Genomic DNA, 24,719 nt, shown 5'->3' with positions numbered 1-24,719 from the left:
TTCATTTTATTTTTTTAAGTTTGCTTCAATTTGGTTTTTCGTTTTTAAAACTTGTTGGATAACACTCTCTTCTAATTCTTTTGTTACTCGATATTTAGGCAAACTTACGCTAAGTGTTCCTACGATTTGCTCATCCACGACTAATGCTGTACCTATACAAAAAATATCAGCTTCCATCTCTTCATTATCGTAAGAAATTTTCGTTTGTTTAATTTTTTCGATTTCTTTTGCTAGTTTGATTGAATTAGTGATTGTATTTTCTGTATAAGGAATCAGTTCGTGTGTAGCTAAATACTCTTGATAGGCTTCTTCAGAATACTCCGCTAGAACGGCTTTTCCCATAGCCGAACTATATAAAGGTCGAGCGATACCTATTTTAGAAGACATACGAATGGATTGATTTTTTGGCTCTAATTTGTTGATATAATAAATTTCATCATTGCTTAAAATGCCTAAATGAATCGTTTCGTCTACTGCCAACTGTAATTTTTCCAAATAAGGTAATGTCAGCTCAATTAAATCAATTTGTTCGATGTTCTTATTAGCATAGCGAATAAGTTTAGACCCTAAGCTATACGTTTTATTTTTTCTTTTTTGAGTATAGCCAATCAGATTAAGTGTATCTAAAATTTTTAATGTTGTTGAATTCGTCATATTAGCTGCCTGCGCAATTTCCTGCAACGTACTATCAGGATGTTCAGCGATTATATCCAAGATGGCTGCTGCTTTAATCAGCACTGTACCATAAGGTTTGGTTTTTTCCATATAAAACACCTCGATTTCTTAATAAGAAAATTATAGCAAATTTAATTGAAAATAGATAGCATTTCTCTAGAATTAACTGTAAAGGTGGGTGAGACAAAAGTAAAGAACACTTTTGTTCTAACTTCTAAACCTGAATAAACGGCATAAAACAATCAGCCAGTTATAGAACTGGCAATCCCAACTAAGAAAGTGAATCGCTCACTTTCTTATAAAACAAGCCGAAAATTTGAAGAACACCAAGTAGGAATCATTCAACATCTAAAGAGAATCTTTCCTGTTTCTTGTCATTTTCGGAAATTCCTTCTTATTGCGATAAATCACGAAGAACACAGTGATTCGATGATGCATCGTAGCTACTTGGTTCTCGGAGCTAACCACTTTTGTAACATCCTTAATTAAAATTTTATTTTTAAATTTTTTTCTTTTAAACACATAATCATTTGCGTATCCTGGTTTCTCTTTATATAATTACTTGAATCAGTTATCAAAGTACAAATACGTTGAAGTTATAGGAGGAATGGATATGACCAAAGTAACGATTGAAAACGGAAAAATCACAATCCAATTAGAAGGAATGAACAAAATTTTAGCCCTTAAAAGCGAAATTATAATTCCTTTAGAAAATGTTCAATCCGTTGATTATATTGAAAATTTAAAAACAAGTGACTATTTAGGCTGGTGGACACCTAGAATTGGACTTTCTATTCCTGGTTATGCAGCAGAAGGAACTTTTTTTGAAAAAGGAGAACGTTTCTTTATTAATATTCATCAAGGAAATCAAGGAATTATTTTAAAAGTTACCGATGAAACGTATCAAGAAATAGTTATTGAATTAGAAGATGCTGAAACGGTATATGAAGAAATCAAAGCGAATTTAAGTTAAAAATAAAAATCATCTAAAACCCTTTACTGGATTTTTAGATGATTTTTTTCTAACCGTTGATACCTATTTAGAACCGCTATTTAAGCAGTGATTTTCATTTATTTAGAGCAATTCTTTTCTTAATTCTGCGTCTGTTTTCGGTGATAAATATTTTGGTGCAATATCTAAGACAGTCAACGCACCATTGATTCCTTCTTTTGAAAGACGAACACAGGCTCTAGCATAGGCAACCAACACACTTGCCGTAAATTCCGGATTGCTATCTAAATGCAAGTTATATTCAATCACTTGATTGGTTGATTTATGAGTCGCTCCTGTATGAAGAACAGTTCCGCCATGAGGCATCGCTTTATGATCTTTTTCTAATTCAGCTTGAGAAATAAAATGGACTTCGGTATCATAATCGGCAAAATAATTAGGCATCGAAACAATCTCTTCTTTTATAGTAGCTTCTTGCGCTCCTGTTTCAAGAACTACAAAACATTCTCTAAAATGTTTGTCTCGAGTACTTAAATTTAATTTTTCTCCTGCCTTAAGCTTCTCAATGATTTCGTGATTAGGAATCGTGTATTGAACTGCATCTGCAACCCCATTAATTCTTCTTAATGCATCAGAGTGTCCCTGACTTACTCCTTTTCCCCAAAAAGTTGTTGTTTGTCCCACAGGTAAAATACTTTGCGCATACAAACGATTTAAGCTAAATAAACCTGGATCCCAGCCCGTTGAAATAATTGAAGTTGTATGATTTGCTTTAGCGATTTGGTCAACTTTAGCAAAATGCTCTGGAATTTTTGCATGGGTATCGAAACTATCTACCGTATTAAAAAATTTAGTCCATTCTGGTGTTTGTTCTGGAAGGTCTGTGGCTGATCCACCACATAAAATACACACATCAATTTCGTCTTTCTTTGTCAACAAATCGTCCATTTTAAACGCTAAAGCCCCTTCAGTTGCAACCGATTCTGGTGCTCTTCTTGTAAACACACCAACCAAGTTCATCTCTTGATTTTGCTTTAATGAACGCTCTACCCCACGGCCTAAATTTCCATAGCCGACAATTGCTACATTTATCATTTTATTCTCCCCCATTCTTTTAATTAAAAGTATACCAAAAGAAAAACGCCTTTGACAGTTATTAATTATAGAATCTACCTTGTTCATTCATAATTTCTCACATTATTTATCTAACTTGTAAAAAAACGTTTAGAGCCAAAAAAATTCGATCCTCTACTTAATTTATTTTTACTAGCAATCAACCGAAGTTGGCACAAAATGAAATAACCCTCAAAATTGTTCTTTACCTTTGTCTAACCCATAATAATAACTACCGCAATTTCGGCCTGAAAATATAGCTACTAGATTCCCATTTTGTTAGTTTTACAAACTGGTATGGGCCAAAAAACATTTCTCTCACTTAAGTAGTAGGATAACTTTTAAATAATAGTTCTGCTACTTTTCATCAAACGATAAACGAATATTAATTATCATAAAACGATTTTTACATTATATCATTTAAAAAAATGCTAACCACACCCTTTTAAACAAAATAACAAAGAACGATTAACTAAATTAATTTCTTCATTGAATTCCCCCTATAATTCTCTTTGCTTATCTAATCATCATATGATATAATTTTCATATGAATAGATAATCATATATATTTTAGAGGGGGGAACGATTATGTTTTTTACATTTTTTATCGCAGGCTTAATAAGTCTATTTTACATCATTTATTTCAGCAAACAGATTCAATTAAAACGAAAAAAAATCGCAACAAATAGACTATCTAAAGGTATAAAACCTGCTCAAACAATGAAAAATGAAAAAAAATTACTTTTTTTTACTTATGCAACTGCTGCGATTCAATATGTAAGTTTGTTTGATTTTAATTTTCTTTTTTTGCTTCCAACCAATTTCCTGATAAAATCTTTAGGAAGTCTTCTTGCAATTATAGGAATTGTATTTTTTACTTTTGCTATTATAACAATGAGAAATAATTGGCGTGCCGGTGTAGATGAAACTCAAAAAACAGCACTTACGACTACTGGAATATACAAATTAAGTAGAAATCCTGCATTTGTCGGTTTTGATTTATTTTATTTAGGAATTTTGTTGGCTGAACCTAACCTAATTTTGTTATTGTTTTCATTTCTAACTATTTTTTACTTGCACTTGCAGATTGTTGAAGAAGAAAAATATTTAATAAAAACATTCGGTCAGGATTATTTGAATTATATGGCAAAAACACCAAGATACTTAGTTATTGAATCAAGGAAACAGCATTAAAATATCAGACTCTCGTTTCATAGTTCAATTCTAGACAATGAGAACCAAAGTAACTCAGATACCAAAAAGCGATAAATCACAAAAATTTCAAAGGTGATTTATCGCTACTTGGTAATAAAATGCTTCTTAAATGAATTGATTTAAGAAAATCGGTTTGCTTTTTTCTTTAGTTTGATTTTATCATGCCAAGAATGTGCTGTTTCATTCAATACTGCATTTAGTTCTTCAATATTTTTTCGTCCTTCTGTCTTCAACCAGTCACGAGCTGCCGCTTCTCCTTGTGTAACAAATGGTTCGACACCATCTGCCCAAGTTGCTCTGCCACATAAAACACCATTAAAAGCTGAATTTGCTTCTTTAGCGAATCGTAATGTTTCTTGGAAAAGATTAGCACTAACACCAGCGCTTAGGAAAATGAATGGCAACGAAGTTCCTTCACTTTGTTCTTTAAAAAAATCCAAAGCTTCTTTTCTTGAATAAACGATTTCACTTCCAAATCCTTCAACATAAGACATATTGACGGGAACCTCTACTTTTAAAACATCTACGTTATAGCGAGGATCAGAAAATTCTTTCATCATATCATTTACTTTATGAGGTTTGATTTTGGCATACTCTTTTGACGAAGTATCAGTAATCTCTGCATCATAAGAAACTAATTCTAAGAAAAAAGGAATATTTTCTGCCATACACTCCGAACCGATTCGTTCCATGTAAGCTTTTTTCTGATCATTAATCGTATCTGATTCATCAATATCGTAATAGAGTAAAAACTTACAAGCATCTGCTCCAGCTTCTTTTAAACGTTTCACAGACCAATCATTCAGTGAATCCGGCAGACGACCAGGTGTCGAAGTATCATAACCAGTTTTTTCATAGGCTAATAACAAACCTGCAGTTTTGGCACGAGCTTCAGCTGCTGGCAAACCAAATTCTGGATCTAATAAAATCGATGTTGCATAGGGTGTCAATTCTTCAGAAACAATTTTTTTAAATTCTTCGATATCTTTTGTCGTAGCTTCTTCTTTATATTTGGTAATCATTTTTTTTAGCGCACCACGCTGGTCTATAGCCAAAGCACCAATAATTCCAGCTTCGTTACTTGTATTTTGTAATAACGCATATCTTTTCTCGTTGATTGATTTCATTTTTCATTTCTCCTCATTAATTGCATATAGCAGTTTGATTGCTTCTGAATTTGGTTCAATCATTTTTTCAAAAGGTTTTACCACATCTTCCAATTGATATAAATCAGTGATTAATGGTTTTACATCGATTCTCCCTGAGGACATATAATTTAAACCTGCCCTCCATTCATATCCTGGAAAAGGTGCCGAATAAGACATCCAAGAACCAGTAACTTCTAGTTCACCGCGTAAAATTTTTTCAAAAGTTTCTGGGTCGAAAACAACATCTTTCGTACTCGTTCCCACGAAAACAACTTTCCCTCTTTTTTGAACAAATTCAATGGCCTGCCGTTGAGTAATTGAACTTCCAGCAGTTTCGATAACGACTTCTGGTAATTCATGTTGGTTAAAATATTCAGTTAATGTATTTTTCGCTGGATTCACTACTTCATCCGCACCAATTTTTTTGGCTAATGTTAATTTTTTTTCATTTAAATCCGCAACAATGACACGACCTGCACCCATTGCTTTTAAAGAAAGAATGGTTAATAGACCAATGGTTCCTGCACCTAATACAAAGACAGTTGCTCCAGCAGGAATATTAACTCTTTCGATACCATGAATAGCTACTGTTAGTGGTTCTAACAATGCAACCTCTTTTAAGGACAATGTATCTGGAACTTTCACACAATTTCGAGCTGGCACAACAATATACTCAGCCATTGCACCTTGTTCGCGTGAGCCGATAAAACTATAATTCGTACACATAGCTGGTTCACCTTTTTGACAATTTTCACAAGTACTACAAGGAACTAACGGAGCCACCGCTACTCGATCACCAACGGATACTTGTGTCACCGTGTCACTGACCGCTTCAACAACACCTGAAAATTCATGTCCTAAAATTTGTGGAAATGAATGAACACCACCAGCAAAATATCTAGGTAAATCAGAACCACAAATCCCACAATAGGCAACTTTTATCAACACTTTCCCTGCTGTCAATCGTGGCTGTTCGATTTCTTGAAGCTCCATCTGATGGTTATCTGTTACTACTAATGCCTTCACTTATTCTTCCACTCCTTCTGGATCTTCTATATATAAAGTATTTTTTTTATATTTAACAAAGGTATAACTAAATGCAGCAATATAAACGACCAAGATAACAAAGAAACCAATCCCCATTTCAAGCGTCAATCCTTTTGCAAGTAGGTAAGTAATTGGACTTCCTGCCTGATCCAAAGATGAAACCCGTTCTCCAGCTCCAACTAAGCCCTCATTTTGCCCTAATAAGGTTTGCAAACTAATCATTTGATTAGAAATCCAAATTGTAATGAACATAATGACTGACCCTGAAATCAACGTGCGGAATAAATTCCCTTTATGAACCCCCACTGCCATAGCAATAAAAAAGCCAATTGTTGCCAAATCGCCAAAAGGTAAAACCTGATTTCCAGGTACGATTACTGCAATCAAAATTGTCAATGGAACAAAAATCAAGCTAGCCGCGATAACTTGAGAATCACCTAATAATAGCGCTGGATCTAAACCGATTTTTAATCCACTGCCTGAAAAATGCTTATCTAATAATTTACGTGCTGCTTCTGAAATCGGGATCAAACCTTCCATAATCAGTTTTACAACCATAGGCATTAACACCATTACCGCAGCCATTTGAATCGCTAATTGTAAACAGTCGCCAATTTCATATCCAGCTAATAATCCAATAACAAAACCTAGAAAAGCTCCTACGATTGTTGGTTGTCCTAAGACTCCTAATTTTGATTCGATTTTATCTGAAGTAATGGTAATTTTATTAAGTCCAGGAATTTTATCGATTAAATCATCGATTGGAGCTGCAAAAACGCCCATATAAGCAGAAGAGCCATGAGGAATCGCAATTCCTTCTAATCCAAAATACTCATCTGTTACTGTTCCGAACATATCACCGAGTTTATAAGCAATCACAGCATGAACAACAACGCCTAAGATTCCTAAGTAAAAACTATTAGTAGCAACTTGAACAATTGCACCTGTAAATGCCATATGCCAAATATTCCAAATATCTACATTGACTACTTTTGTCATTTTTAGTAGCAACATGACTACATTGACACCGATTGCAATCGGAATCGCAATCAATCCCATATCAGAGGCCCACGCCATTGGGGATGTTCCTGGCCAACCTAAATCAACAACATTTAAGCCTAAATTAAAATTTTCTGCCATCGACTCTGCTGCTGCGCCTAAATTTTCAGTCAACAAACTGATAACTAAGCCAATTCCAACGAAGCCAATCCCGATTGTAATTCCCGCACGTAGCGACTTGCCAATCCCTTGACGTAAAAGTAAGCCTAAAATCATGATAACGATTGGCAACATCACGCTTGCCCCTAAATCGACAATATATTGAATAACGCCCATTTTCTATTCTCCTGTTCTTATTTTTTTAAAATATCTAAAATCTTCTCTTCAGTTGCAGCGATATTTACACCTGAAACAAATGCCACCCCATGAACGACAGGCACTCCATAATCCTTTTTGACTTTGGCAGTTGTAACAATTAAATCAACGCCGTCTTTTTTAGACTCTAATTCATTTACTCGACATTGCGTTACTTCGACAGCAATATTTTCTTTTTTTGCTAATTCTCTAATTTTGTTGGCCGCAACAGTCGATGTTGCTACAGCGCCTCCACAAGCTACGATAACTTTTTTCATGATAATTCCTTCTTTCTTTATAAATAGTTTTTTATAATTGCTTCCATTTCAGCTGAATTTTTAGATGCTGATAACGCTGTCACAAATCCGTCTTTTTGAATTGCTTCAATCAAATTTTGTAAAACGTTCAAATGCTTTTTACCATCTTTCACTGCTAACATAATAACTACTTTCACTGCTACTTTATCATCTTCATCGCCTCCCATTTCATTAAAAATAATTGGGTTTTCCAAAGTTACAAATAATAATTGATCTTGATTTACTAAATGCCCATCTGTATGTGGAATTGCCACTCCATGTTTGACTGGTAAGCCAGTCGGGAACTCTACTTCTCGATCTTTCAAAGCCTGAGCAAAACCATCTTGAACTATTTCTTTCTTGACTAAATCTTGTGCCAACTGATTGAATAATGCTTCTTGATTATGAAATGAGTGGTTACAGTACATAAACTCCTGTGAAATCATCCTCTTCCTCCTTTTTTAGCAAACTAAGTTTTCATCGATCAAAACTACTTGTTTTGTAATCGTTACCAACATCATACCACAAAATTTTGCTTATGCAATATTTTTTTTTGCTTTAATTAAAAAAAGCAATAAAAATAAGTTTAAAAACGTTTTTAGACCTATATTGCAAAATAAATAAATTAATTAGATTGATTAATTTTTGCGATAGTGGTATTCTTTCTAAAAAAGGAGTTGAATAAAAATGATTCATTTGATTTGCCCAAATCCGGCAATTGACCGCACTTTACTAGTTCGTAACTTTAAAGAAGCTAGCCCAAACAGACCTTATGACGTTCGAGAATTTGCTGGTGGAAAAGGATTTAATGTCGCATATGCAATTGGTTTTGAAGAACCGAAAGTAGATTTTTGTGTTCACACGATTCTAGGAGGACGTAATGGGATTTTGCTTAAAAATTTGGCAAAGCAAAATAACACCGATTTGATTGCCACTCAAATCGATGCAAATACTCGTGTTTGCACTATTGTAATGGATACTGAAAAAAGAAAAACTTATCCAATTTATGAAAATAGTTTTGAACTTGATGCAAAATTATTGCAAATTTTTAATAATAAAGTTTTAGAATCAGTTCAAAAAGAGGATGTAGTTGTTTTTAGTGGCTCATTGATGAAAGGGATGCCAACTGATTATATTGCGAACTTTATACGATTAGTAGAAAAAAAAGAAATTCGTTGTTTTGTTGATACAAGTGGAGAAGCTCTGATTGAAGCTTATAAAGCTAAGCCTTATGCTATCAAGATTAATGATGAAGAAATAGTCGATTTATTTCCAAATACAAAATTGGAAACAATCCAAGATTATGTTAATTTACTTGTTTCAAAACAAATAGCCGCTATCCCAATTTTTATCATTACCTTAGGAGAAAAAGGAATCATCGCTAAAATGAATAACGAAATCATTCATATAAAAGCACCATCTTTTCATGCAAAAAATCCAATCGCTTGTGGAGATTTCTTTTTGGGCGCTTTGGTAAAAAATTGGGTCCTCAATAAAAAAACAATAACTACATTAAAAAAAGCAATTAGCTATTCAACTGCTAATGTTCTACACTGGTTTCCCGAACTAAGTGAGCAGGATATTAAAAAAATATATGCTGAATTAGAAGTGAAACAGTACAAATAAAACCAACTCAACTGCAAAAGAATCTGTAAATCATCCTTAAATCTATGTAAAATTTGAATCGTCATCTTTAGCAGAAAAATTTTTACGTCAATTTACCTTAATAAAAAAGCGATAACTCAACCAAAAATTGCTGTGAGTTATCGCTTTTTTAGAATTTAAGTTACGCTAAAAATAGCATGGGAACCTATTTACTCTGCTAAAACCAGCTCCACTCCATGTTGTAAAATCGTCGCATACTCTTTTACTTCTTTAGCAAAAACATCCGAAATAATCATATCTATTTCTTCAAAATAAGCGGTTCGATTAAATGCAACCATCCCGAATTTACTATGATCAGCAAGAACAACACTTGTTTGACTTTGTTTAATCATTTCTTTGGAAACACTAACTTCTCCAGTATGATGACTAGTAATCGCTGCATTTGCCTCAATTCCACTACAACCAAAAAAGCCAAAGTTAACAAATATATCTTGCGTATTATTCGTAGCAAATGGCCCATACAAAGAGACTTCGTTTTTTCTTAATAATCCACCTAAAAGAATGATATCGATTGTATCATTTTTCAATAACAAATTGACAATTGGAATTGTATTGGTAACAACCGTAATATTCTTAAGTTTAATGATTTCTTTTGCTAAAGCTAATGTTGTTGTTCCATAATCCAAGTAAACTGTATCTCCCTCTTCAATAAATTGAACTGCTAATTTGGCAATCTTAGCCTTTTCCTCACCTTTTTCTATTTTTCTTTTCTCATAATCTGTTTCTTGAGTATGATTCTCTAGTATTGCTCCACCATGAATTTTTTTGATTAAGCCTTTTTTTTCAAGAGTATACAAGTCTTTTCGAATCGTTTCTCTCGTAACTTTTAATTCTCTACTCAATTCATTGATTCGAACGGAGCGTTCGGCTTCAAGAATTGATAAAATATATTCTTTTCTTTGATTAGAGTTCATCCTTTCCTTCCTTTCTAAAATAATCGATAAAATTTTTTTATTTTACTAAACCACAAAAGTGATTGAAGATAGTGAGTGGGGAAATTGGAACAAAAGCAACTTTCTAGGAAATCTATTCCTTATTACGAAGAAGGAACGCTATAATGCATCATAGCTTAACTCTAGAAGTTAATCGCTTTTCGCCTCAAATTATTGTCTAGATAATCTGGAACCGTTAACATTATCATACCACAAAATTTTGCATTCGCAATTATTTATTTTGCATTATTATTTTTATGCAAAAAAAGCGAAAAATCAAAGTAGCTGATAGCCATTCGTTCTAGCCCAACTGCTTGATTTTCGCTTTTCTATTAATTAATAATTATCTATAGTCATAATTTCAACACCATATTGCTTTAATTGTTGATCTTCTTCCTGACTTCTTGCCTTATCCGTAATAATCAAATCAATTTCTTCAAGAGAAGCTGTTTTATTGAACGCCACTGTTCCAAATTTGCTTTGATCAGCCAAAACAATACTCGTTTGACTATGACGAATCATCGCTTTAGAGACCAAATTTTCGCCCATATGATGGGTAGTGAGTCCTCGTTCAATATCAAGCCCACTACAACCAAAAAAACCAATCGTAACAAAGATTTCTTCAATGTTGTTTAATGCAAAAGAACCTGATAAGGACGACTCATTATTCCTTAATGAACCACCTGGAACAATCAAATCAATCGCTTCATTTCTAGAAAGTAAATTGATAATTGGCAATGTATTGGTAACTACTGTGATATTTTTCAGCTTTAACATTTCTTTAGCCAATGCTAAAGTAGTTGTTCCATAATCCAAATAAATTGAATCACCTTCTTCAATATATGACACAGCTAATTTTGCAATTCTTTTTTTCGCCTCTAAAAATTCTTTTTTTCGCTTTTCGTAATCAGTTTCTTGGTTAGAAACTTCTAAAATAGCACCGCCATGAATTTTTTTGATTAATCCTTTACTTTCTAAAGTATAAAGATCTTTGCGAATCGTTTCTCTCGTGACTTTTAATCGTTGACTCAATTCTTGGATACGCACATTATTATTCTCTTCAAGTTCTTTTAGAATTGCTTCTTGCCTAACTTCTGATTTCATATTTTATCCCCTTGATATTTCAACTTTCTATTTAATCTATCATATCATATTTATTTTAGAAAAGTAGAATTTCAAGCAGTAAGTGTAAATTAAATGAATACTACAAAAGTAACAAAAATTTTTTATCCGAAAAATAAGCAACGACTTTCAAAAAATTATAGAAAAATCACTGCTTATCATTAATTAATTATTTCAATAGTTAGCACCTAACAAATATTTCACTTACTTATTTCAGCTATATCAGGAATCGCCAAATTTTCACTCAATAGATTTTCTCCATTACTTTCAATCACCTTTTTATACCAATAAAAAGACTTTTTCTTCGAACGTTTTAACGTTCCTTCCCCCTCATCGTCTCGATCTACATAAATAAAACCATATCGTTTACTCATTTGACCTGTACTAGCAGCAATTAAATCAATACAACCCCACGTTGTATATCCTAATAATTCAACACCATCAAGTTCTACAGCCGCTTTAAATGCTTGAATATGTTGACGAAGATAATCAATTCGATACTCGTCATCAACAAAACCTGTTTCATCAGGAATATCAACTGCTCCTAAGCCATTTTCGACAATAAATAATGGTTTTTGATAACGATCATACAATTGATTCAAAGAATTTCTCAATCCAAGCGGATCAATCTGCCAGCCCCACTCGGTTGAAGGCAAATTAGGATTTTTTATTGTCCCGAAAATATTACCGGTCGTTTGTTCGTAATCTTCTGGATGCGCACTAACCGTTCTAGAAGAATAATAAGAAAAAGAAACAAAATCAACTGGCGCATCTGCAAGAATCTCCAAATCATTTTCGGTGATTTCAATAACTAAGTTTTCACGTTCAAATTTTTTCAATGCATAGTTCGGGTATTTCCCTCTTGCCTGAACATCAATGAAAAAGTAGCCTTCTCGATCTCTATTAATTGCTTCTTGATAATCTTCTGGGCGACAAGTATACGGATAATTATTGCCACCAGCTAACATGCAACCAACTTGATTTTCTGAATCAATCTCATGAGCAATTTTCGTTGCTAAGGCACTAGCAACTAGTTGATGATGAGCTGCTTGATATTTTACTTCTTCTTGATTTTCATCCGCTTCAAAAAGCAAACCCGCACCTACAAATGGTTGATGTAATAAAATATTGATTTCATTAATTGTCAACCAATATTTGACTAACCCTTTATATCTGGTTAAAACAGTTTCAGCGTAATGGCTATAAAACTGAATCATCGTTCGGTTTCGCCAGGCTCCATATTTTTTGATTAGATTTAGCGGAACATCAAAATGAGCAATCGTCACTAATGGTTCGATGCCAAATTTGTGTAACTCCTTAAAAATCATTTCGTAAAACATCAGTCCTTCTTCATTCGGTTCAGAATCATCGCCATTAGGAAAAATTCGTGACCAAGATAAGGACATTCGATAAACTTTAAACCCCATTTCAGCGAAAAGTTTGATATCTTCCATATAATGATGGTACATATCAATTGCTTCTTTTGCAGGATAATAATATTGATCTTGCCATTCAAACATTTTCATCGTCCCAGCAGCAACTTTTTTTCGATCAGGTCCACAAGGCATCAAGTCAATATTAGACAATCCTCTACCGCCAGCTAAAACGCCGCCTTCTGCTTGATTAGCGGCAGTTGCACCGCCCCATAAAAAATCCTTTGATAATCCCATAACTGTATTCTCCTAACTAGACTTGAATCGTCAACATTGTATTTTGATTACTTTTTATGCCAAATGAATCGTGCGCGACTTCTTTGTAATTTGCTGTATTAGTAACAATAACAGGGGTTTGAGTTATATAACCAGCTGCTTTTAGCTGATCTAAATCAAAAGTTAGCAAGGTTTGCCCTTGAATGATTTTGTCCCCTTGAGCAACGTGTGTCTCAAAAAATTTTCCGTTTAGTTCGACCGTATCTAAACCAATATGAATCAATAACTCTACACCATTTTCACTTAATAAACCGATGGCATGTTTTGTAGAGAACAATGTAACTACTTCGCCATTAAATGGTGCGACTACTTTTCCTTCATTAGGTTCAAATGCTACTCCTTGTCCCAACATTCCACTTGAAAAAGCTTCATCCTTAACTTGAGACAGTTCTATCATTTCACCGTTAATCGGACTATTAATCGTAATAGCATCAACTGCAATCATTGAATCCGTTGTTTTTTCAGAGATAGATTCATTTTTTTCATATCGTAAACTTAAAAAATAGGTCAACACAGCGGTCACTACCATTGTAATAACGATAGCAATTAAAATATTAATTACATTTGAAATATCATCACCAATATAAAGCGGAATTGCTGGTAATCCTGATGAACCGGTAGCAAATCGTGAAGCTCCACTAATGCCCGCATAAAGTCCACCAATTCCACCACCAATCATCGTTGCAATCAACGGATATTTTTTAGGCAAGGCAACACCATAAAGCGCTGGCTCTGTGATGCCCATCAAAGCAGTAATGCCGCCTGAAGTCGCAATTTGCTTCTCTTTTTGATTTTTTGTTCTAGCACTTACAACTAGTGCAGCCACCCCTGTAGCAATATTCGAAACCATCGCACCCGGACCAAAAATATTAGCATAACCAACAGAAGTCAATTGTAAAACATCAAGAGGCCCAATACTTGTATGAATCCCAAACATCACCATAATCGGTAGCAAGGTTCCAACAATTACAGCAGGGGCCCATGGAGCCACGCTTCGAATTGCATTAAATCCAGCGGCAATAAATTCCCCCACATAAGATCCTAGTGGTCCAACAACAACTAATGCAATAATCCCGGTAATCAAGATGGTCAACATAGGAACAAAAACAATTTTTACCGCATTTGGAATAATTCGATTGAAAAATTTTTCAATAAATGATTGTACAATAACAATCAGTATAATTGGAATAACACTTGCTCCATAACCGACTAAACGCACTGGCATCGCAAATAACTGAACTGGTTCTCCAGACGCAATCAATGCTGCAAAATTAGGATGTAATAAGATTCCAGCTAATGCCATCGCTAAATAAGGATTGCATTTCAATTTTTTAGCTGCAGTATTTGCTAAGAAAAACGGTAAAAAGTAAAAAACAGAATCTGCCATAAAATTGACGATATAATACGTTTGACTTTCATTGGAAACAAATTTGAACAATACTAATAATGCTTTAATCATTCCAGCACCACTCATTGCTGGAATAATCGGACTAAAAGAAGTTGAAATAAACTCAATTGCTGAAGTTAAAATATTTTTCTTTTTTGAATCTTCATTATCACTTACTGGTTCCGTGGTATCAATTAGAGGAAGAACTTCTTCATAAACCTCTGCTATATGGGTTCCAATCACTACTTGAAATTGTCCCCCACTATTGATTACACCTGCAACGCCTTCCAATTCCTGTAATTCTTTTGTATTCACTTTTGCTTCATCTTTTAAATCAAATCGTAAACGTGTTTGACAATGAATCAAATTTTTAACATTTTCTTTTCCATCTATCAATTGAATGATTTTTTGAGCCAATCCATTATATTTTTCGCTCATGTTATTATCCCCTTTCATTTTCGTGGTGCTTTGATAAAATTACTATATAGACAACTGCACACGCTTTCAATGTTTTCAAATGATTTTGGTACTTAGTTTCACTTTTTCTTTTTGAATAGCTATTTTTATGAAACTAAGTGAAACTTGCTCCGCTAACATTGAGTTTTTAATTATTCAAAGCTAAAATAGATTCAACAAGAAAGGAATCCTCTTAATGAAATTATTGCAAAGAATCGAAGAATATACCGTTAATTCAAACAGTACCAAACGAGAAATTGCTGAATTTATTTTGGAAAATAAACTTGAAATTCATAAATACTCTATCAATCAAGTCGCAGAAAAAACTTATTCTTCGAAATCAGCGCTAGTTAGATTTGGTAAAGGATTGGGCTTCAATGGTTGGAAAGATTTTTTACATACATTGATTGAAGAGATTCATTATGAACAAACTCATTATTCAGAAATTGATCCAAATTTTCCATTTACTTATCAGGATGATTACTCACAAATCATTAAAAATATTGCGACTATTCAAATTGAAAGTATTCAAGATACAGCAGATAAACTTGTTATTACCCAACTTGAAAAAGCCGTAGAAATGCTAACAAAGGCTCAACGAATTGTTATTTTAGGTGTTAGTCCCAATAATTTATTAGGAGATATTTTTAGACGGAAAATGGCCACACTTGGTAAATCTGTCGAAGTAATTCAAAGTGGTGAGATTGGAATGACGGCTAGCGGATTAACTCATAAAGATACAGCTATTATTATTTCTTATTCTGGAAATGATGTTTCTAGAGAACCAATGAAATTTATTCCTCAAATGAAACAACAAGGAGTTAACCTGATTGGTTTAACTAGTGATGGTGGCAATTATATTCGCCAAGAGATAGAAATTGTCTTAGGGATTTCTTCTAGAGAAAGACTTTATAAAAAAATTAGCAATTTTTCTACTGAGGAATCGATTTTATTTTTGCTAAATAGTCTTTATGCAGGTTTTTTCTCTAAAAATTATATTCAAAACTATAACTATAAAGTTAAAAACTCCATAAATCTTGAAGCAACCAGAAGCTTCCGGCAAACAGATATCAAAGAATAAAACTTTAAAGTTCAAAATAATGCTTTTCCAACAAATTGACTACCACATAAACATTGAAAAGAGCGAATGTTTACGTGCTAGTCATTTATTTAATGATTGTTTGGTAAGCTAACTTCACTATTTTCTTACTTAAAAATACGATTAATGACCACCAAAAACTAAAAAATCTAACTCATCAAGTTTTTGATCTAATTCAATCATTTCTGATTTTGTTAACTTAATTTTCCCAGCTGTCAGATTTTCCTGCAAACGATTTATTTGTCTGGAACCTGGAATTGGAATAATCGACTGACTTTTGTTCAACATCCATGCCAAAGAAATCTGTGCTTCTGTTGCATCTTGCTCTTTTGCTATTTTACGAATGGCAGTTAATAGTTTTTCCGTTTGTTTAATTCCTTCTTCGGTAAATTGCGGCATATTGGCTCTAAAATCACTACCATCTTTGGCAAAATTTTGCGTTTGCTGATAAGCCCCTGTTAAGGCACCATTAGCCATCGGTGAAAAAGCAACAAACGTGATGTTTAGTTTTTCGCATAATGAAATTAATGGTTCGTGCCATCTTGCCATCATTGAGAAACGATTTTCAATTGCTGTTACTGGACAAACTCGATTAGCTCGAATCAAATATTCTTCAGTTGTTTCTGAAATTCCCCAAGCGCGTATCTTTCCTTCCTTGATTAACTCTTTCATAACCTCTGCTACTACTTCTGGCTCTACGTTGGGATCAATTCGATGTTGGTAATACAAATCGATATAATCAGTTTCTAACTTAGCTAACGATCCTTCGATACTTGCACGGATTTTTTCTGGACGACTATCTAATTCCAAATGATCCCCTTTATGTGTCACGCCAAATTTAGTACATAGAACAATATTCTCTCTAAATGGACTAATCGCTTTGCCAACAATTTCTTCATTATAATTGATACTTCCATCTGGATTTACTCCTGTGTAGCATTCGGCTGTATCGAAAAAATCATAGCCCATTTGATAGGCTTCACGCAATATTTTGATTGCTTGTTCATTTGGTATGGGAGTTCCGCTAGCATGAGAAAAACCCATACAACCTAAGCCTACTGAATTCACATACATATCTGTCTGTCCTAACCGTCTTTTACTCATTATTTCTCCTCCATCTAGTTATTTTTTCTGCATAAAATAAGCTTCCATTGCTCCATCGTGAATCAAAAAATCGAGTCATGATTAAAACGCTTAAAGCTAATCTAGCTCTAAGAAAACAATACAAAGCTAAATTAAACTATATTTTTTCCATAATCCATTTTGTCTACTAATTTAACCGTACCAGTAACAAGTTATCCCCTCATTTGCCTACTCCTCTCAGCCATTTTTTATAGAATACTCCTTGAAGTGAACTTCAAGTCAAGAGAAAATTTTCAAGCGTTAAAAATAAAATCTATTTTCTTTTTTTTTGTTTCAGATTGTTTTACTATAAATTTTTACTTAGTTATCAATATGAAATTGTTAACTTCTGTTGTCCAAATTCCTCTTTTTTTATATTTTATTTTGTTTCCATTCACTTTTAATTATAAATTATTATTTATATGATATAATAATACCTCTAAACATATTATCGTTCTCTGAATATTTTATTGATAATATGAGAGACGAAAAACAAAAAGTAGTATGAATATTTGAAAAGGGTTGCAATCAAAGTATTAAGAATTTTTTGCTATATTGTTGTTATTTTGAATATTATTGGTGCTATTTCGTTTTTTTGCGCTCAATAAATAGGATGTACTAGAGTTATTTATTCAAAATTGACAAAGGAATTTATTAAACTTTTTCAATTTAGATGTTAGCGCAATGAATACAATAATTTTTATTTTTCATCATACCTATTTTAATACTACTATTTGTCAAAAAAAAAGAATTTGGAGGGTTAAAAAATGAAAAAAAGTTTAAGTTTGGGGATAGTTTTGCTATGTGGGATTGCTCTATCTGGATGTGGAAATAAAGAAAAAGAAACAGTTACTAGTACTAGCAGTAGTACACAAGCTTCTAGTTCTAGTCAAACGGAAACAAAAAGTAGCTCTTCTAGTAAGTCAGAGACACCGTCGTCTTCAACAGAAATATCAACAGTAGAATCTGAAGCGGTTGTCTTTGAGGCCAAGGATGTATCTGACGAAACAATCAAATCTATAAAAACATATGCAGACTATTTAATAATGTATCAAGCAATTATTAATAATTATCTATCTGACTATGAGAGTATTATTAAAGATAGCGTACTTTACGATGCCGCTTCTTTTGAAGAGCAAAAGAAACAATACGATCAAGCTTTTGAAGAACAAAAGAAACAGTATGAACAATACGGAAATAAAATCCTTGTTGGTAAAGACTCTTTAATTGAATACCTAATCACATATAGAGATAGTTTGAAAGAATTGACCACTACTTTAGCTGAAACAATGCAATAAATGTCATTTTGAATTTATTAGAACTCAAAACGCATAAACTTCCCCCATCTTCCCTTGATTTTATCATCTCGGGGGAAGAATGGGGGAAGTTTACTATAGTTTAAAATACTAAAAACTGCTAACCCTTGCTACTTCTTAGGTTCATCCTCATCCATTTTCAGAACCGCCATGAAGGCTTCTTGAGGGACTTCTACTGAACCAATTTGTTTCATTCGTTTCTTTCCTTCTTTTTGTTTCTCTAATAGTTTACGTTTACGAGAAACATCTCCGCCATAACACTTAGCTAATACATTTTTACGTAAAGCTTTGATATCAGATCTAGCAACGATTTTTTGTCCAATTGCTGCTTGAATTGGCACTTCAAATTGTTGTCTTGGGATTAATTTTTTCAGTTTTTCAACAATTGCTTTTCCTCGTTCGTAGGCAAAGTCACGATGGACAATAAATCCTAACGCATCAACTGTTTCTGCATTCAAAAGAATGTCCATCTTAACAAGACGACTCGTTTTATACCCAGTCATTTCATAATCAAGTGATGCATATCCTTTAGTACTTGACTTCAACTTATCAAAAAAGTCAAAAACAATTTCAGATAAAGGAATTTCATAAACAACATTTACTCGATAATCATCCAAATAATCCATAGTAATAAATTCACCACGTTTTCTTTGCGACAATTCCATAACAGCTCCAACATAATCATTTGGTACCATGATTTGTGCTTTTACGTAAGGTTCTTCGACAGAATCGATGGTAACAGGTTCAGGAAAATCAGCTGGATTATCAACAATGACTTGTGTACCATCCGTCTTATTAACATGGTAAATAACTGATGGTGCAGTCGTAATCAACTCTAAATTGAATTCACGTTCTAACCGTTCTTGAATCACATCCATATGCAGTAACCCTAAGAATCCACAGCGGAAACCAAAACCTAATGCTTGCGATGTTTCAGGTTCAAACTGTAATGCAGCATCATTTAATTGTAATTTTTCCAACGCTTCTCTTAAATCATTGTAGCGAGAAGTATCAATTGGGTACAAACCACAGTAAACCATCGGATTCATTTTACGATAACCTGGCAATGCTTCTTCAGCTGGATTATTGGCTAAAGTCACAGTATCACCAACACGTGTATCTTGAACCGTTTTAATACTGGCAGTAATGTAGCCTACATCTCCAACCATTAAATAATCACGCGGAACTGCTTTAGGAGAAAAGATTCCTACTTCCGTTACATCAAACGTTTTCCCATTACTCATCATCTGAATCGTATCTCCTGGACGAACAACCCCATCCATTACACGAACATTTAAAATTACTCCTCGATAACTATCGTAAATCGAATCAAAAATCAAGGCTTTTAATGGCGCATTCAAATCCCCTTGAGGAGCTGGCACATAATCCACAACTTGTTCTAAGATTTCTTCAATTCCGATCCCTGCTTTCGCACTAGCAAGGACTGCTTCACTGGCATCAATTCCAATCACATCTTCAATCTCTTTGCGAACACGCTCCGGATCAGCAGCAGGTAAATCAATTTTATTAATAACAGGTAAGATTTCTAAATCATTGTCTAATGCTAGATAAACATTCGCCAGTGTTTGAGCTTCAATCCCCTGTGCCGCATCGACCACAAGAACTGCTCCTTCACAAGCCGCTAAGCTACGTGAAACTTCATAGGTAAAATCCACATGTCCCGGCGTATCAATTAAATGAAAAATATAGGTTTCACCATCTTTTGCAGTATAATTCAGCTCTACTGCATTTAATTTGATGGTAATTCCCCGTTCACGTTCCAAGTCCATTGAGTCTAATAGTTGATTTTGCATTTCTCTAGTAGTTACCGTATTGGTTTTTTCTAAAATTCGATCGGCAAGTGTTGATTTCCCATGGTCAATATGAGCAATAATCGAAAAATTCCTAATCTTCTCTTGCCTTTGTTTTAAATCATCTATATTCATACTAATCCTCATTTCTTCTAATTCAGCACTTTTCATTATAACAAGATTTCACTTAGAATAAAAGTCCCTTCAACTTATCAAAGATTGATTTAAAACCTTTTATCAAAAAATACTTAGCCAAAATCAGTTACAACTCTATCATTTATTCAAAATCAAGCATAAAAGGATTTCTACTTTCATTTATCTCTTAAAAATTAAATTTCAGGTTCTTTGAATCGAATAATTCGTAACAATTCGGGCGCGTATAAAACAAATATTTGGTATACTAAAGGTATAGAAAATTATTGGAGATGGAAAAATGGAGCAAAAAGACTTCAAAGAACAACTAGAATTAAGGGCTGTAAATGAAAAACATGTTGATCAATTCAATGAATTACTTAGTTATGTCTTCCAATTTACCGAAGCCGATTTAGAAGAAAGTGGCTTTGAAAGTAAAAGAGAGTTGATAAAATCTAAACAACCTATTTTGGAACAATCGAAAGTTTTTGGTTGGTTTCATGATGATAAATTGATTTCTCAAATTGCAATTTATCCTTGTGAAGTAAACATTCATGGTACTCTATTTAAAATGGGCGGCGTTACAGGAGTTGGTACCTATCCCGAATATGCAAATCATGGATTAATGCAAGACTTAATTCATCTAGCTTTAGAAAATATGCGCAAAAATAAGCAATGGATTTCTTATCTTTATCCTTACAGCATCCCTTACTATCGCCGCAAAGGCTGGGAAATTATGTCTGATAAATTATCGTTTAAAATCAGAGATACACAATTACCTGCTCAAGTTGACGTTCCTGGAATGGTGGAACGAGTAAGTGTTGATCATGAAGATGTTCTTTCCGTCTACGCTCGTGTTGCTCGGCAAAATCATGGTGCCTTAATCCGCACTCCTTTTAACTGGGAAGAATATTGGCGGTTTGAAAATGAAGAAGAGCGAACGGCAGCGGTTTATTATGGTGCAAATCAAGAACCTCTAGGTGTCCTTTTTTACTGGGTTGCCGAAGAAGTATTTCATGTTAAGGAAATGTTTTACATTAATCAAGAAGCTCGAAATGGTCTTTGGAATTTTATCTCAGCGCATTTTTCAATGATTTATTGGGTCAAAGGAGATATTTATAAAAATGAACCACTCGCTTTTTTATTAGACGATAGCCAAATTAAAGAATCTATCGAGCCCTATTTTATGGCCCGAATCGTAGATGTCAAAGAATTTTTACTAGCCTATCCTTACGAAAGCACCGCAAAACCTTTCCACTTTATCGTAAGTGATCCAGTCGCAGAATGGAATAATAATATTTTTAGTCTTATTTGGGATGAAGATGACCAAGTTTCTGTTTCTCATGAAGCTCTTGGAAATCCAGTTATCATTGATATTCAAACACTAACTTGTTTAATGATGAATTATCGTCGTCCTTCGTATCTCTATCGAACGGAACGACTAAAAACAGATAAAGAAACCTTGAATTCGTTAGAACGAATTTTACCAGATCAAGAAGCTTATTTTAGCGATTATTTCTGATTATAATAATTTTTTTGGAGGAGTTACTTTTGAAAATTTACTTTGCAGGTCCTATGTTTGCCCAAGCTGATTTACTTTATAATGACCACTTGGTTAAAAAGATTCGAGCCATTTCTGAAAAGATTGACGTTTATTTACCACAAGAAAATGGAGCAATCAATGATAAAACAGCTTATGCTGATAGTAAAATGATTGCATTAGCTGATACAGAAAAAGTCTTAGAAAGTGATTTATTAATTGCTGTTTTAGATGGTCTAGTTATTGACCCAGGAGTTGCTTCAGAGATAGGTGTTGCTTATGCAAAAGGAATCCCTATGATTGGACTTTATACAGATACTAGACAACAAGGAGCTGATAATTCTCGAAAAATTGAGGCTTTGAACACTGTTGCGGAAAATCAATTCCATTATTTAAACCTTTACACAGTAGGATTACTTAAACTTAATGGTTCTGTTGTATCCGATGAACTATCGTTGTTTTCTCTTGTTAACGAACAATTGAATGACAAATAATTTTCAAGATACTATGTTTTATAGGAGGAGTTATAATGAAAATCGAATTTGAAGACAAACAAGAAAAACAAGCATTCTATTTCCTGTTAATATTTGGATTTATTACATTAATCATCAATATCATTAAAATCTTTTTTGTACAGCCAACTAATCAATATATTTTGCTTTCAGCTGAAATGGTAGCCGGAATAGCAGTAATTTTTGTCCCTTATCTGTTTACTAAATTGACTGGCTTAATTTTCCCTAAAATGGTGCGATTATATTACTGGTTCTTTCTTTGGATTGCTGTTTTTTTAGGAACTGGGTTAAGACTGATTATTATCATTCCCTTTTGGGATAAAATTCTACATTCAGTTAGTCCGATTATGTTGGTAGCAGTTGGGTATGCTCTGATTGGTTATTATCTTAAAGATACTGACTTTTCAAAAGTCAGTCCTTGGCTCTTTATCATTATGGGCCTAGCATTTGCTGGTTTCTGTGGTGTTTTATGGGAGTTTTGGGAATTTCTATGTGATTCAATCGGAAACATGAACTTACAACGTTATATGAATGATTCTGGTGCCCCTTTTATTGGTCGAGAAGCACTGATGGATACAATGGGGGATTTATTTACTAATACGATTGGTGCGCTAATTTTAACTATTTATAGCATCCTGCGTCGGCATGATTCCAATTACTTCAAAGCATATGCATTCAAAAAAGCACAAAAAAAGGAGTAGTTCAAAATGGCAGAACTTTTTAAAAAGAAAGGTTTTTCAAAAAGAGAAATCTATCTTTACTACGATCATCAAGAAGTATATAGAAAGACTGGTGTATTTGGCAAAAAAGAAATTCTTGGATTCTATAAACATGGTGAAATCTATAGAAAAACAGGGATACTTCAAAAAGAAATCCTCGGCTATTATAAAAACGGAGATATTTATACAAAACCAAGTACTTTTTCAAAAAATATTATCGCTCACTACAGAAAAGGCGAAATTTATGTAGATAAAGGCGTATTTTCTAAAGAAGTTTTATTTCATTATAACGGTGACGATGAGGGAGCAGCAGCCGCATTCTTTCTCTTAAATAATTAATAAATCCATCCAGCAACTTAAGCAAACAAATCTAGCTGCTGGATTTGTTTTTGTCGTGGACAGGCTGCGACAATATCACTCATTCGATAGAACAATCCATATTTTTCACAACTTTCAACTAAAACTTCTTTAAGAACTTTACTATTTTCAGCATCACAACCGTAATTATTCCCATAACGCCTTTGATATCTTTCTTTTAGACCTGGAAAATGTTGTTCTAATGCTTGATAGTAATGCTCTCTTTGCCCAGCCCTCAAAGTCATTCCAAATTGAGAATAAACAAATTTCGCGCCACTCTCATAGGCTTTCTCCACAATCGCAACAATATTTTCAGGTGTATCCGTAATAAATGGCAGTATTGGTGTAATAATAACGCCACAATAAATGCCAGCCGCACTTAATTGAGCGAGTGCCTCAAATCGTTTTGTTGAATTACAAACCGAGGGTTCGATAATTTTAGACAATTGATCATCGGCTGTTGTAATCGAAAACTTAATGCAGGCAGAATAGCGGTCTTGAATTTTTTTAATTAGTTCTAAGTCTCTGACGATTTGATTACTTTTTGTTTCTATTGATATACCATAGCTAAAAGTATAGATTTGTTCTAGTGCTTTTCTAGTCAAATTATTTCTTAATTCTTCACTATTGTATGCATCTGACATCGCACCAAAATTGATAACACCACTTTTATTTTTCTTTAATTCATAATAAAGTAATCCTTCTGTATTCTCCTTACCACGAACTCGATCAAAATCTTCAATAAAATACTTGTCACTACGACTATCACAATAGATACACCGATGATTGCACCCTTTATAAAGATTCATAATATAATCAATGCCAAACCACAGATTTCCATCAAAAGAAACCTTAGTTAGTAAAGATTTTGCCTTAATCCACTCCATTTTCTTCTCCAATCTATTTTATAAACTACTAGAATGTATAATTTAAGTGCAACACTATAAATTGAAGGTGAAAAATCCTGTTATAATGGTGTTGACGAATTATATCAACTAGGAGGTATTTAGCTATGACTTCATACACACACCTTACGATACG

The 24,719-nt window shown here is 33.5% G+C and carries 23 protein-coding genes; 9 read left to right on the top strand and 14 right to left on the bottom strand.

What is annotated here, in order from left to right:
• Nucleotides 1–6: 6 nt before the first annotated feature.
• A complete protein-coding gene (locus ACYSNW_RS03250) occupies nt 7–765 on the bottom strand; it encodes an IclR family transcriptional regulator (protein ID WP_461743019.1) in 759 nt (252 codons plus the stop codon).
• A 523-nt stretch (nt 766–1,288) separates the two neighbouring features.
• Here ACYSNW_RS03250 and ACYSNW_RS03245 point away from each other — a divergent pair.
• Nucleotides 1,289–1,648: a hypothetical protein gene (locus ACYSNW_RS03245; protein WP_461743018.1), complete on the top strand. Its 360-nt coding sequence runs from the start codon at nt 1,289–1,291 to the stop codon at nt 1,646–1,648.
• A gap of 102 nt (nt 1,649–1,750) precedes the next feature.
• Here the strand turns inward: ACYSNW_RS03245 and ACYSNW_RS03240 are convergent, their stop codons facing one another.
• On the bottom strand, nt 1,751–2,722 hold the full coding sequence (locus ACYSNW_RS03240) for a diaminopimelate dehydrogenase (protein WP_461743017.1): 972 nt from the start codon (nt 2,720–2,722) through the stop codon (nt 1,751–1,753).
• Nucleotides 2,723–3,328: 606 nt separating this feature from the next.
• On the opposite strand from ACYSNW_RS03240, the gene ACYSNW_RS03235 reads away from it, so the two are divergent.
• The gene (locus ACYSNW_RS03235; protein WP_461743016.1) at nt 3,329–3,934 is read left to right on the top strand and encodes a methyltransferase family protein; all 606 of its coding nucleotides are present in this window, start codon (nt 3,329–3,331) and stop codon (nt 3,932–3,934) included.
• 140 nt (nt 3,935–4,074) lie between these two features.
• Here ACYSNW_RS03235 and lacD read toward each other — a convergent pair whose 3' ends face one another.
• Genes lacD through ACYSNW_RS03210 form a run of 5 tightly spaced genes read right to left on the bottom strand, consistent with a single transcriptional unit; the run spans nt 4,075 to nt 8,245 of the window.
• Nucleotides 4,075–5,082 carry a tagatose-bisphosphate aldolase gene (lacD, locus tag ACYSNW_RS03230; RefSeq protein ID WP_461743015.1) on the bottom strand — a complete coding sequence of 336 codons (1,008 nt, stop codon included), beginning with the start codon at nt 5,080–5,082 and terminating at the stop codon, nt 4,075–4,077.
• A 3-nt stretch (nt 5,083–5,085) separates the two neighbouring features.
• Nucleotides 5,086–6,129, bottom strand: coding sequence for a galactitol-1-phosphate 5-dehydrogenase (locus ACYSNW_RS03225; protein ID WP_461743014.1), 1,044 nt, complete (start codon nt 6,127–6,129; stop codon nt 5,086–5,088).
• The gene (locus ACYSNW_RS03220; protein WP_461743013.1) at nt 6,130–7,485 is read right to left on the bottom strand and encodes a PTS galactitol transporter subunit IIC; all 1,356 of its coding nucleotides are present in this window, start codon (nt 7,483–7,485) and stop codon (nt 6,130–6,132) included.
• 17 nt (nt 7,486–7,502) lie between these two features.
• Nucleotides 7,503–7,781, bottom strand: coding sequence for a PTS galactitol transporter subunit IIB (gene gatB / locus ACYSNW_RS03215; protein ID WP_461743012.1), 279 nt, complete (start codon nt 7,779–7,781; stop codon nt 7,503–7,505).
• Between the two features lie 17 nt (nt 7,782–7,798).
• The gene (locus ACYSNW_RS03210; RefSeq protein WP_461743011.1) at nt 7,799–8,245 is read right to left on the bottom strand and encodes a PTS sugar transporter subunit IIA; all 447 of its coding nucleotides are present in this window, start codon (nt 8,243–8,245) and stop codon (nt 7,799–7,801) included.
• Nucleotides 8,246–8,486: 241 nt separating this feature from the next.
• On the opposite strand from ACYSNW_RS03210, the gene ACYSNW_RS03205 reads away from it, so the two are divergent.
• Nucleotides 8,487–9,425 (top strand): 1-phosphofructokinase family hexose kinase, encoded by a 939-nt coding sequence (locus ACYSNW_RS03205; protein ID WP_461743010.1) that lies wholly within the window; start codon nt 8,487–8,489, stop codon nt 9,423–9,425.
• 188 nt (nt 9,426–9,613) lie between these two features.
• Here ACYSNW_RS03205 and ACYSNW_RS03200 read toward each other — a convergent pair whose 3' ends face one another.
• From ACYSNW_RS03200 to ACYSNW_RS03185, 4 genes are all read right to left on the bottom strand, one after another.
• A complete protein-coding gene (locus tag ACYSNW_RS03200; protein WP_461743009.1) occupies nt 9,614–10,378 on the bottom strand; it encodes a DeoR/GlpR family DNA-binding transcription regulator in 765 nt (254 codons plus the stop codon).
• 354 nt (nt 10,379–10,732) lie between these two features.
• Entirely contained in the window at nt 10,733–11,500 is a 768-nt protein-coding gene (locus ACYSNW_RS03195; RefSeq protein WP_461743008.1) for a DeoR/GlpR family DNA-binding transcription regulator, read from the bottom strand.
• Between the two features lie 218 nt (nt 11,501–11,718).
• Nucleotides 11,719–13,188, bottom strand: coding sequence for a 6-phospho-beta-glucosidase (locus ACYSNW_RS03190; RefSeq protein WP_461743007.1), 1,470 nt, complete (start codon nt 13,186–13,188; stop codon nt 11,719–11,721).
• Nucleotides 13,189–13,204: 16 nt separating this feature from the next.
• Nucleotides 13,205–15,052, bottom strand: a complete 1,848-nt coding sequence (locus ACYSNW_RS03185) for a beta-glucoside-specific PTS transporter subunit IIABC (protein WP_461743006.1) — start codon at nt 15,050–15,052, stop codon at nt 13,205–13,207.
• 214 nt (nt 15,053–15,266) lie between these two features.
• On the opposite strand from ACYSNW_RS03185, the gene ACYSNW_RS03180 reads away from it, so the two are divergent.
• Nucleotides 15,267–16,151: a MurR/RpiR family transcriptional regulator gene (locus ACYSNW_RS03180; protein WP_461743005.1), complete on the top strand. Its 885-nt coding sequence runs from the start codon at nt 15,267–15,269 to the stop codon at nt 16,149–16,151.
• A 141-nt stretch (nt 16,152–16,292) separates the two neighbouring features.
• Here the strand turns inward: ACYSNW_RS03180 and ACYSNW_RS03175 are convergent, their stop codons facing one another.
• Nucleotides 16,293–17,273, bottom strand: coding sequence for an aldo/keto reductase (locus ACYSNW_RS03175; protein ID WP_461743004.1), 981 nt, complete (start codon nt 17,271–17,273; stop codon nt 16,293–16,295).
• 785 nt (nt 17,274–18,058) lie between these two features.
• On the opposite strand from ACYSNW_RS03175, the gene ACYSNW_RS03170 reads away from it, so the two are divergent.
• Nucleotides 18,059–18,589, top strand: a complete 531-nt coding sequence (locus ACYSNW_RS03170; protein ID WP_461743003.1) for a hypothetical protein — start codon at nt 18,059–18,061, stop codon at nt 18,587–18,589.
• Nucleotides 18,590–18,717: 128 nt separating this feature from the next.
• Here ACYSNW_RS03170 and lepA read toward each other — a convergent pair whose 3' ends face one another.
• Complete coding sequence (gene lepA, locus ACYSNW_RS03165; protein ID WP_461743002.1) at nt 18,718–20,553, bottom strand: translation elongation factor 4; 1,836 nt, start codon at nt 20,551–20,553, stop codon at nt 18,718–18,720.
• 298 nt (nt 20,554–20,851) lie between these two features.
• On the opposite strand from lepA, the gene ACYSNW_RS03160 reads away from it, so the two are divergent.
• The 4 genes from ACYSNW_RS03160 to ACYSNW_RS03145 are packed head-to-tail and all read left to right on the top strand — an operon-like array spanning nt 20,852 to nt 23,660.
• Nucleotides 20,852–22,072 (top strand): GNAT family N-acetyltransferase, encoded by a 1,221-nt coding sequence (locus ACYSNW_RS03160; RefSeq protein WP_461743001.1) that lies wholly within the window; start codon nt 20,852–20,854, stop codon nt 22,070–22,072.
• A 29-nt stretch (nt 22,073–22,101) separates the two neighbouring features.
• Entirely contained in the window at nt 22,102–22,584 is a 483-nt protein-coding gene (locus tag ACYSNW_RS03155; RefSeq protein WP_461743000.1) for a nucleoside 2-deoxyribosyltransferase, read from the top strand.
• Between the two features lie 35 nt (nt 22,585–22,619).
• Nucleotides 22,620–23,303, top strand: a complete 684-nt coding sequence (locus tag ACYSNW_RS03150; protein ID WP_461742999.1) for a hypothetical protein — start codon at nt 22,620–22,622, stop codon at nt 23,301–23,303.
• 6 nt (nt 23,304–23,309) lie between these two features.
• Nucleotides 23,310–23,660 (top strand): hypothetical protein, encoded by a 351-nt coding sequence (locus ACYSNW_RS03145; RefSeq protein WP_461742998.1) that lies wholly within the window; start codon nt 23,310–23,312, stop codon nt 23,658–23,660.
• A 17-nt stretch (nt 23,661–23,677) separates the two neighbouring features.
• Here ACYSNW_RS03145 and ACYSNW_RS03140 read toward each other — a convergent pair whose 3' ends face one another.
• Complete coding sequence (locus ACYSNW_RS03140; RefSeq protein ID WP_461742997.1) at nt 23,678–24,565, bottom strand: SPL family radical SAM protein; 888 nt, start codon at nt 24,563–24,565, stop codon at nt 23,678–23,680.
• Nucleotides 24,566–24,719: the final 154 nt, after the last annotated feature.

This window comes from Enterococcus sp. LJL99, from assembly GCF_054871725.1.
This window is presented reverse-complemented; position numbering and strand designations above follow the sequence as displayed.

What these genes read in the sequence shown, in the direction of transcription:
- ACYSNW_RS03200 (WP_461743009.1), bottom strand. Translation starts at nt 10,378, where the DNA reads ATGAACTCTAATCAAAGAAAAGAATATATTTTATCAATTCTTGAAGCC.
- ACYSNW_RS03185 (WP_461743006.1), bottom strand. Translation starts at nt 15,052, where the DNA reads ATGAGCGAAAAATATAATGGATTGGCTCAAAAAATCATTCAATTGATA.
- ACYSNW_RS03170 (WP_461743003.1), top strand. Translation starts at nt 18,059, where the DNA reads ATGAAAAAAAGTTTAAGTTTGGGGATAGTTTTGCTATGTGGGATTGCT.
- ACYSNW_RS03160 (WP_461743001.1), top strand. Translation starts at nt 20,852, where the DNA reads ATGGAGCAAAAAGACTTCAAAGAACAACTAGAATTAAGGGCTGTAAAT.
- ACYSNW_RS03180 (WP_461743005.1), top strand. Translation starts at nt 15,267, where the DNA reads ATGAAATTATTGCAAAGAATCGAAGAATATACCGTTAATTCAAACAGT.
- ACYSNW_RS03245 (WP_461743018.1), top strand. Translation starts at nt 1,289, where the DNA reads ATGACCAAAGTAACGATTGAAAACGGAAAAATCACAATCCAATTAGAA.
- ACYSNW_RS03250 (WP_461743019.1), bottom strand. Translation starts at nt 765, where the DNA reads ATGGAAAAAACCAAACCTTATGGTACAGTGCTGATTAAAGCAGCAGCC.
- ACYSNW_RS03240 (WP_461743017.1), bottom strand. Translation starts at nt 2,722, where the DNA reads ATGATAAATGTAGCAATTGTCGGCTATGGAAATTTAGGCCGTGGGGTA.
- ACYSNW_RS03220 (WP_461743013.1), bottom strand. Translation starts at nt 7,485, where the DNA reads ATGGGCGTTATTCAATATATTGTCGATTTAGGGGCAAGCGTGATGTTG.
- lacD (WP_461743015.1), bottom strand. Translation starts at nt 5,082, where the DNA reads ATGAAATCAATCAACGAGAAAAGATATGCGTTATTACAAAATACAAGT.
- ACYSNW_RS03205 (WP_461743010.1), top strand. Translation starts at nt 8,487, where the DNA reads ATGATTCATTTGATTTGCCCAAATCCGGCAATTGACCGCACTTTACTA.
- ACYSNW_RS03190 (WP_461743007.1), bottom strand. Translation starts at nt 13,188, where the DNA reads ATGGGATTATCAAAGGATTTTTTATGGGGCGGTGCAACTGCCGCTAAT.
- gatB (WP_461743012.1), bottom strand. Translation starts at nt 7,781, where the DNA reads ATGAAAAAAGTTATCGTAGCTTGTGGAGGCGCTGTAGCAACATCGACT.
- ACYSNW_RS03175 (WP_461743004.1), bottom strand. Translation starts at nt 17,273, where the DNA reads ATGAGTAAAAGACGGTTAGGACAGACAGATATGTATGTGAATTCAGTA.
- ACYSNW_RS03140 (WP_461742997.1), bottom strand. Translation starts at nt 24,565, where the DNA reads ATGGAGTGGATTAAGGCAAAATCTTTACTAACTAAGGTTTCTTTTGAT.
- ACYSNW_RS03195 (WP_461743008.1), bottom strand. Translation starts at nt 11,500, where the DNA reads ATGAAATCAGAAGTTAGGCAAGAAGCAATTCTAAAAGAACTTGAAGAG.
- ACYSNW_RS03150 (WP_461742999.1), top strand. Translation starts at nt 22,620, where the DNA reads ATGAAAATCGAATTTGAAGACAAACAAGAAAAACAAGCATTCTATTTC.
- ACYSNW_RS03210 (WP_461743011.1), bottom strand. Translation starts at nt 8,245, where the DNA reads ATGATTTCACAGGAGTTTATGTACTGTAACCACTCATTTCATAATCAA.
- ACYSNW_RS03235 (WP_461743016.1), top strand. Translation starts at nt 3,329, where the DNA reads ATGTTTTTTACATTTTTTATCGCAGGCTTAATAAGTCTATTTTACATC.
- ACYSNW_RS03145 (WP_461742998.1), top strand. Translation starts at nt 23,310, where the DNA reads ATGGCAGAACTTTTTAAAAAGAAAGGTTTTTCAAAAAGAGAAATCTAT.
- lepA (WP_461743002.1), bottom strand. Translation starts at nt 20,553, where the DNA reads ATGAATATAGATGATTTAAAACAAAGGCAAGAGAAGATTAGGAATTTT.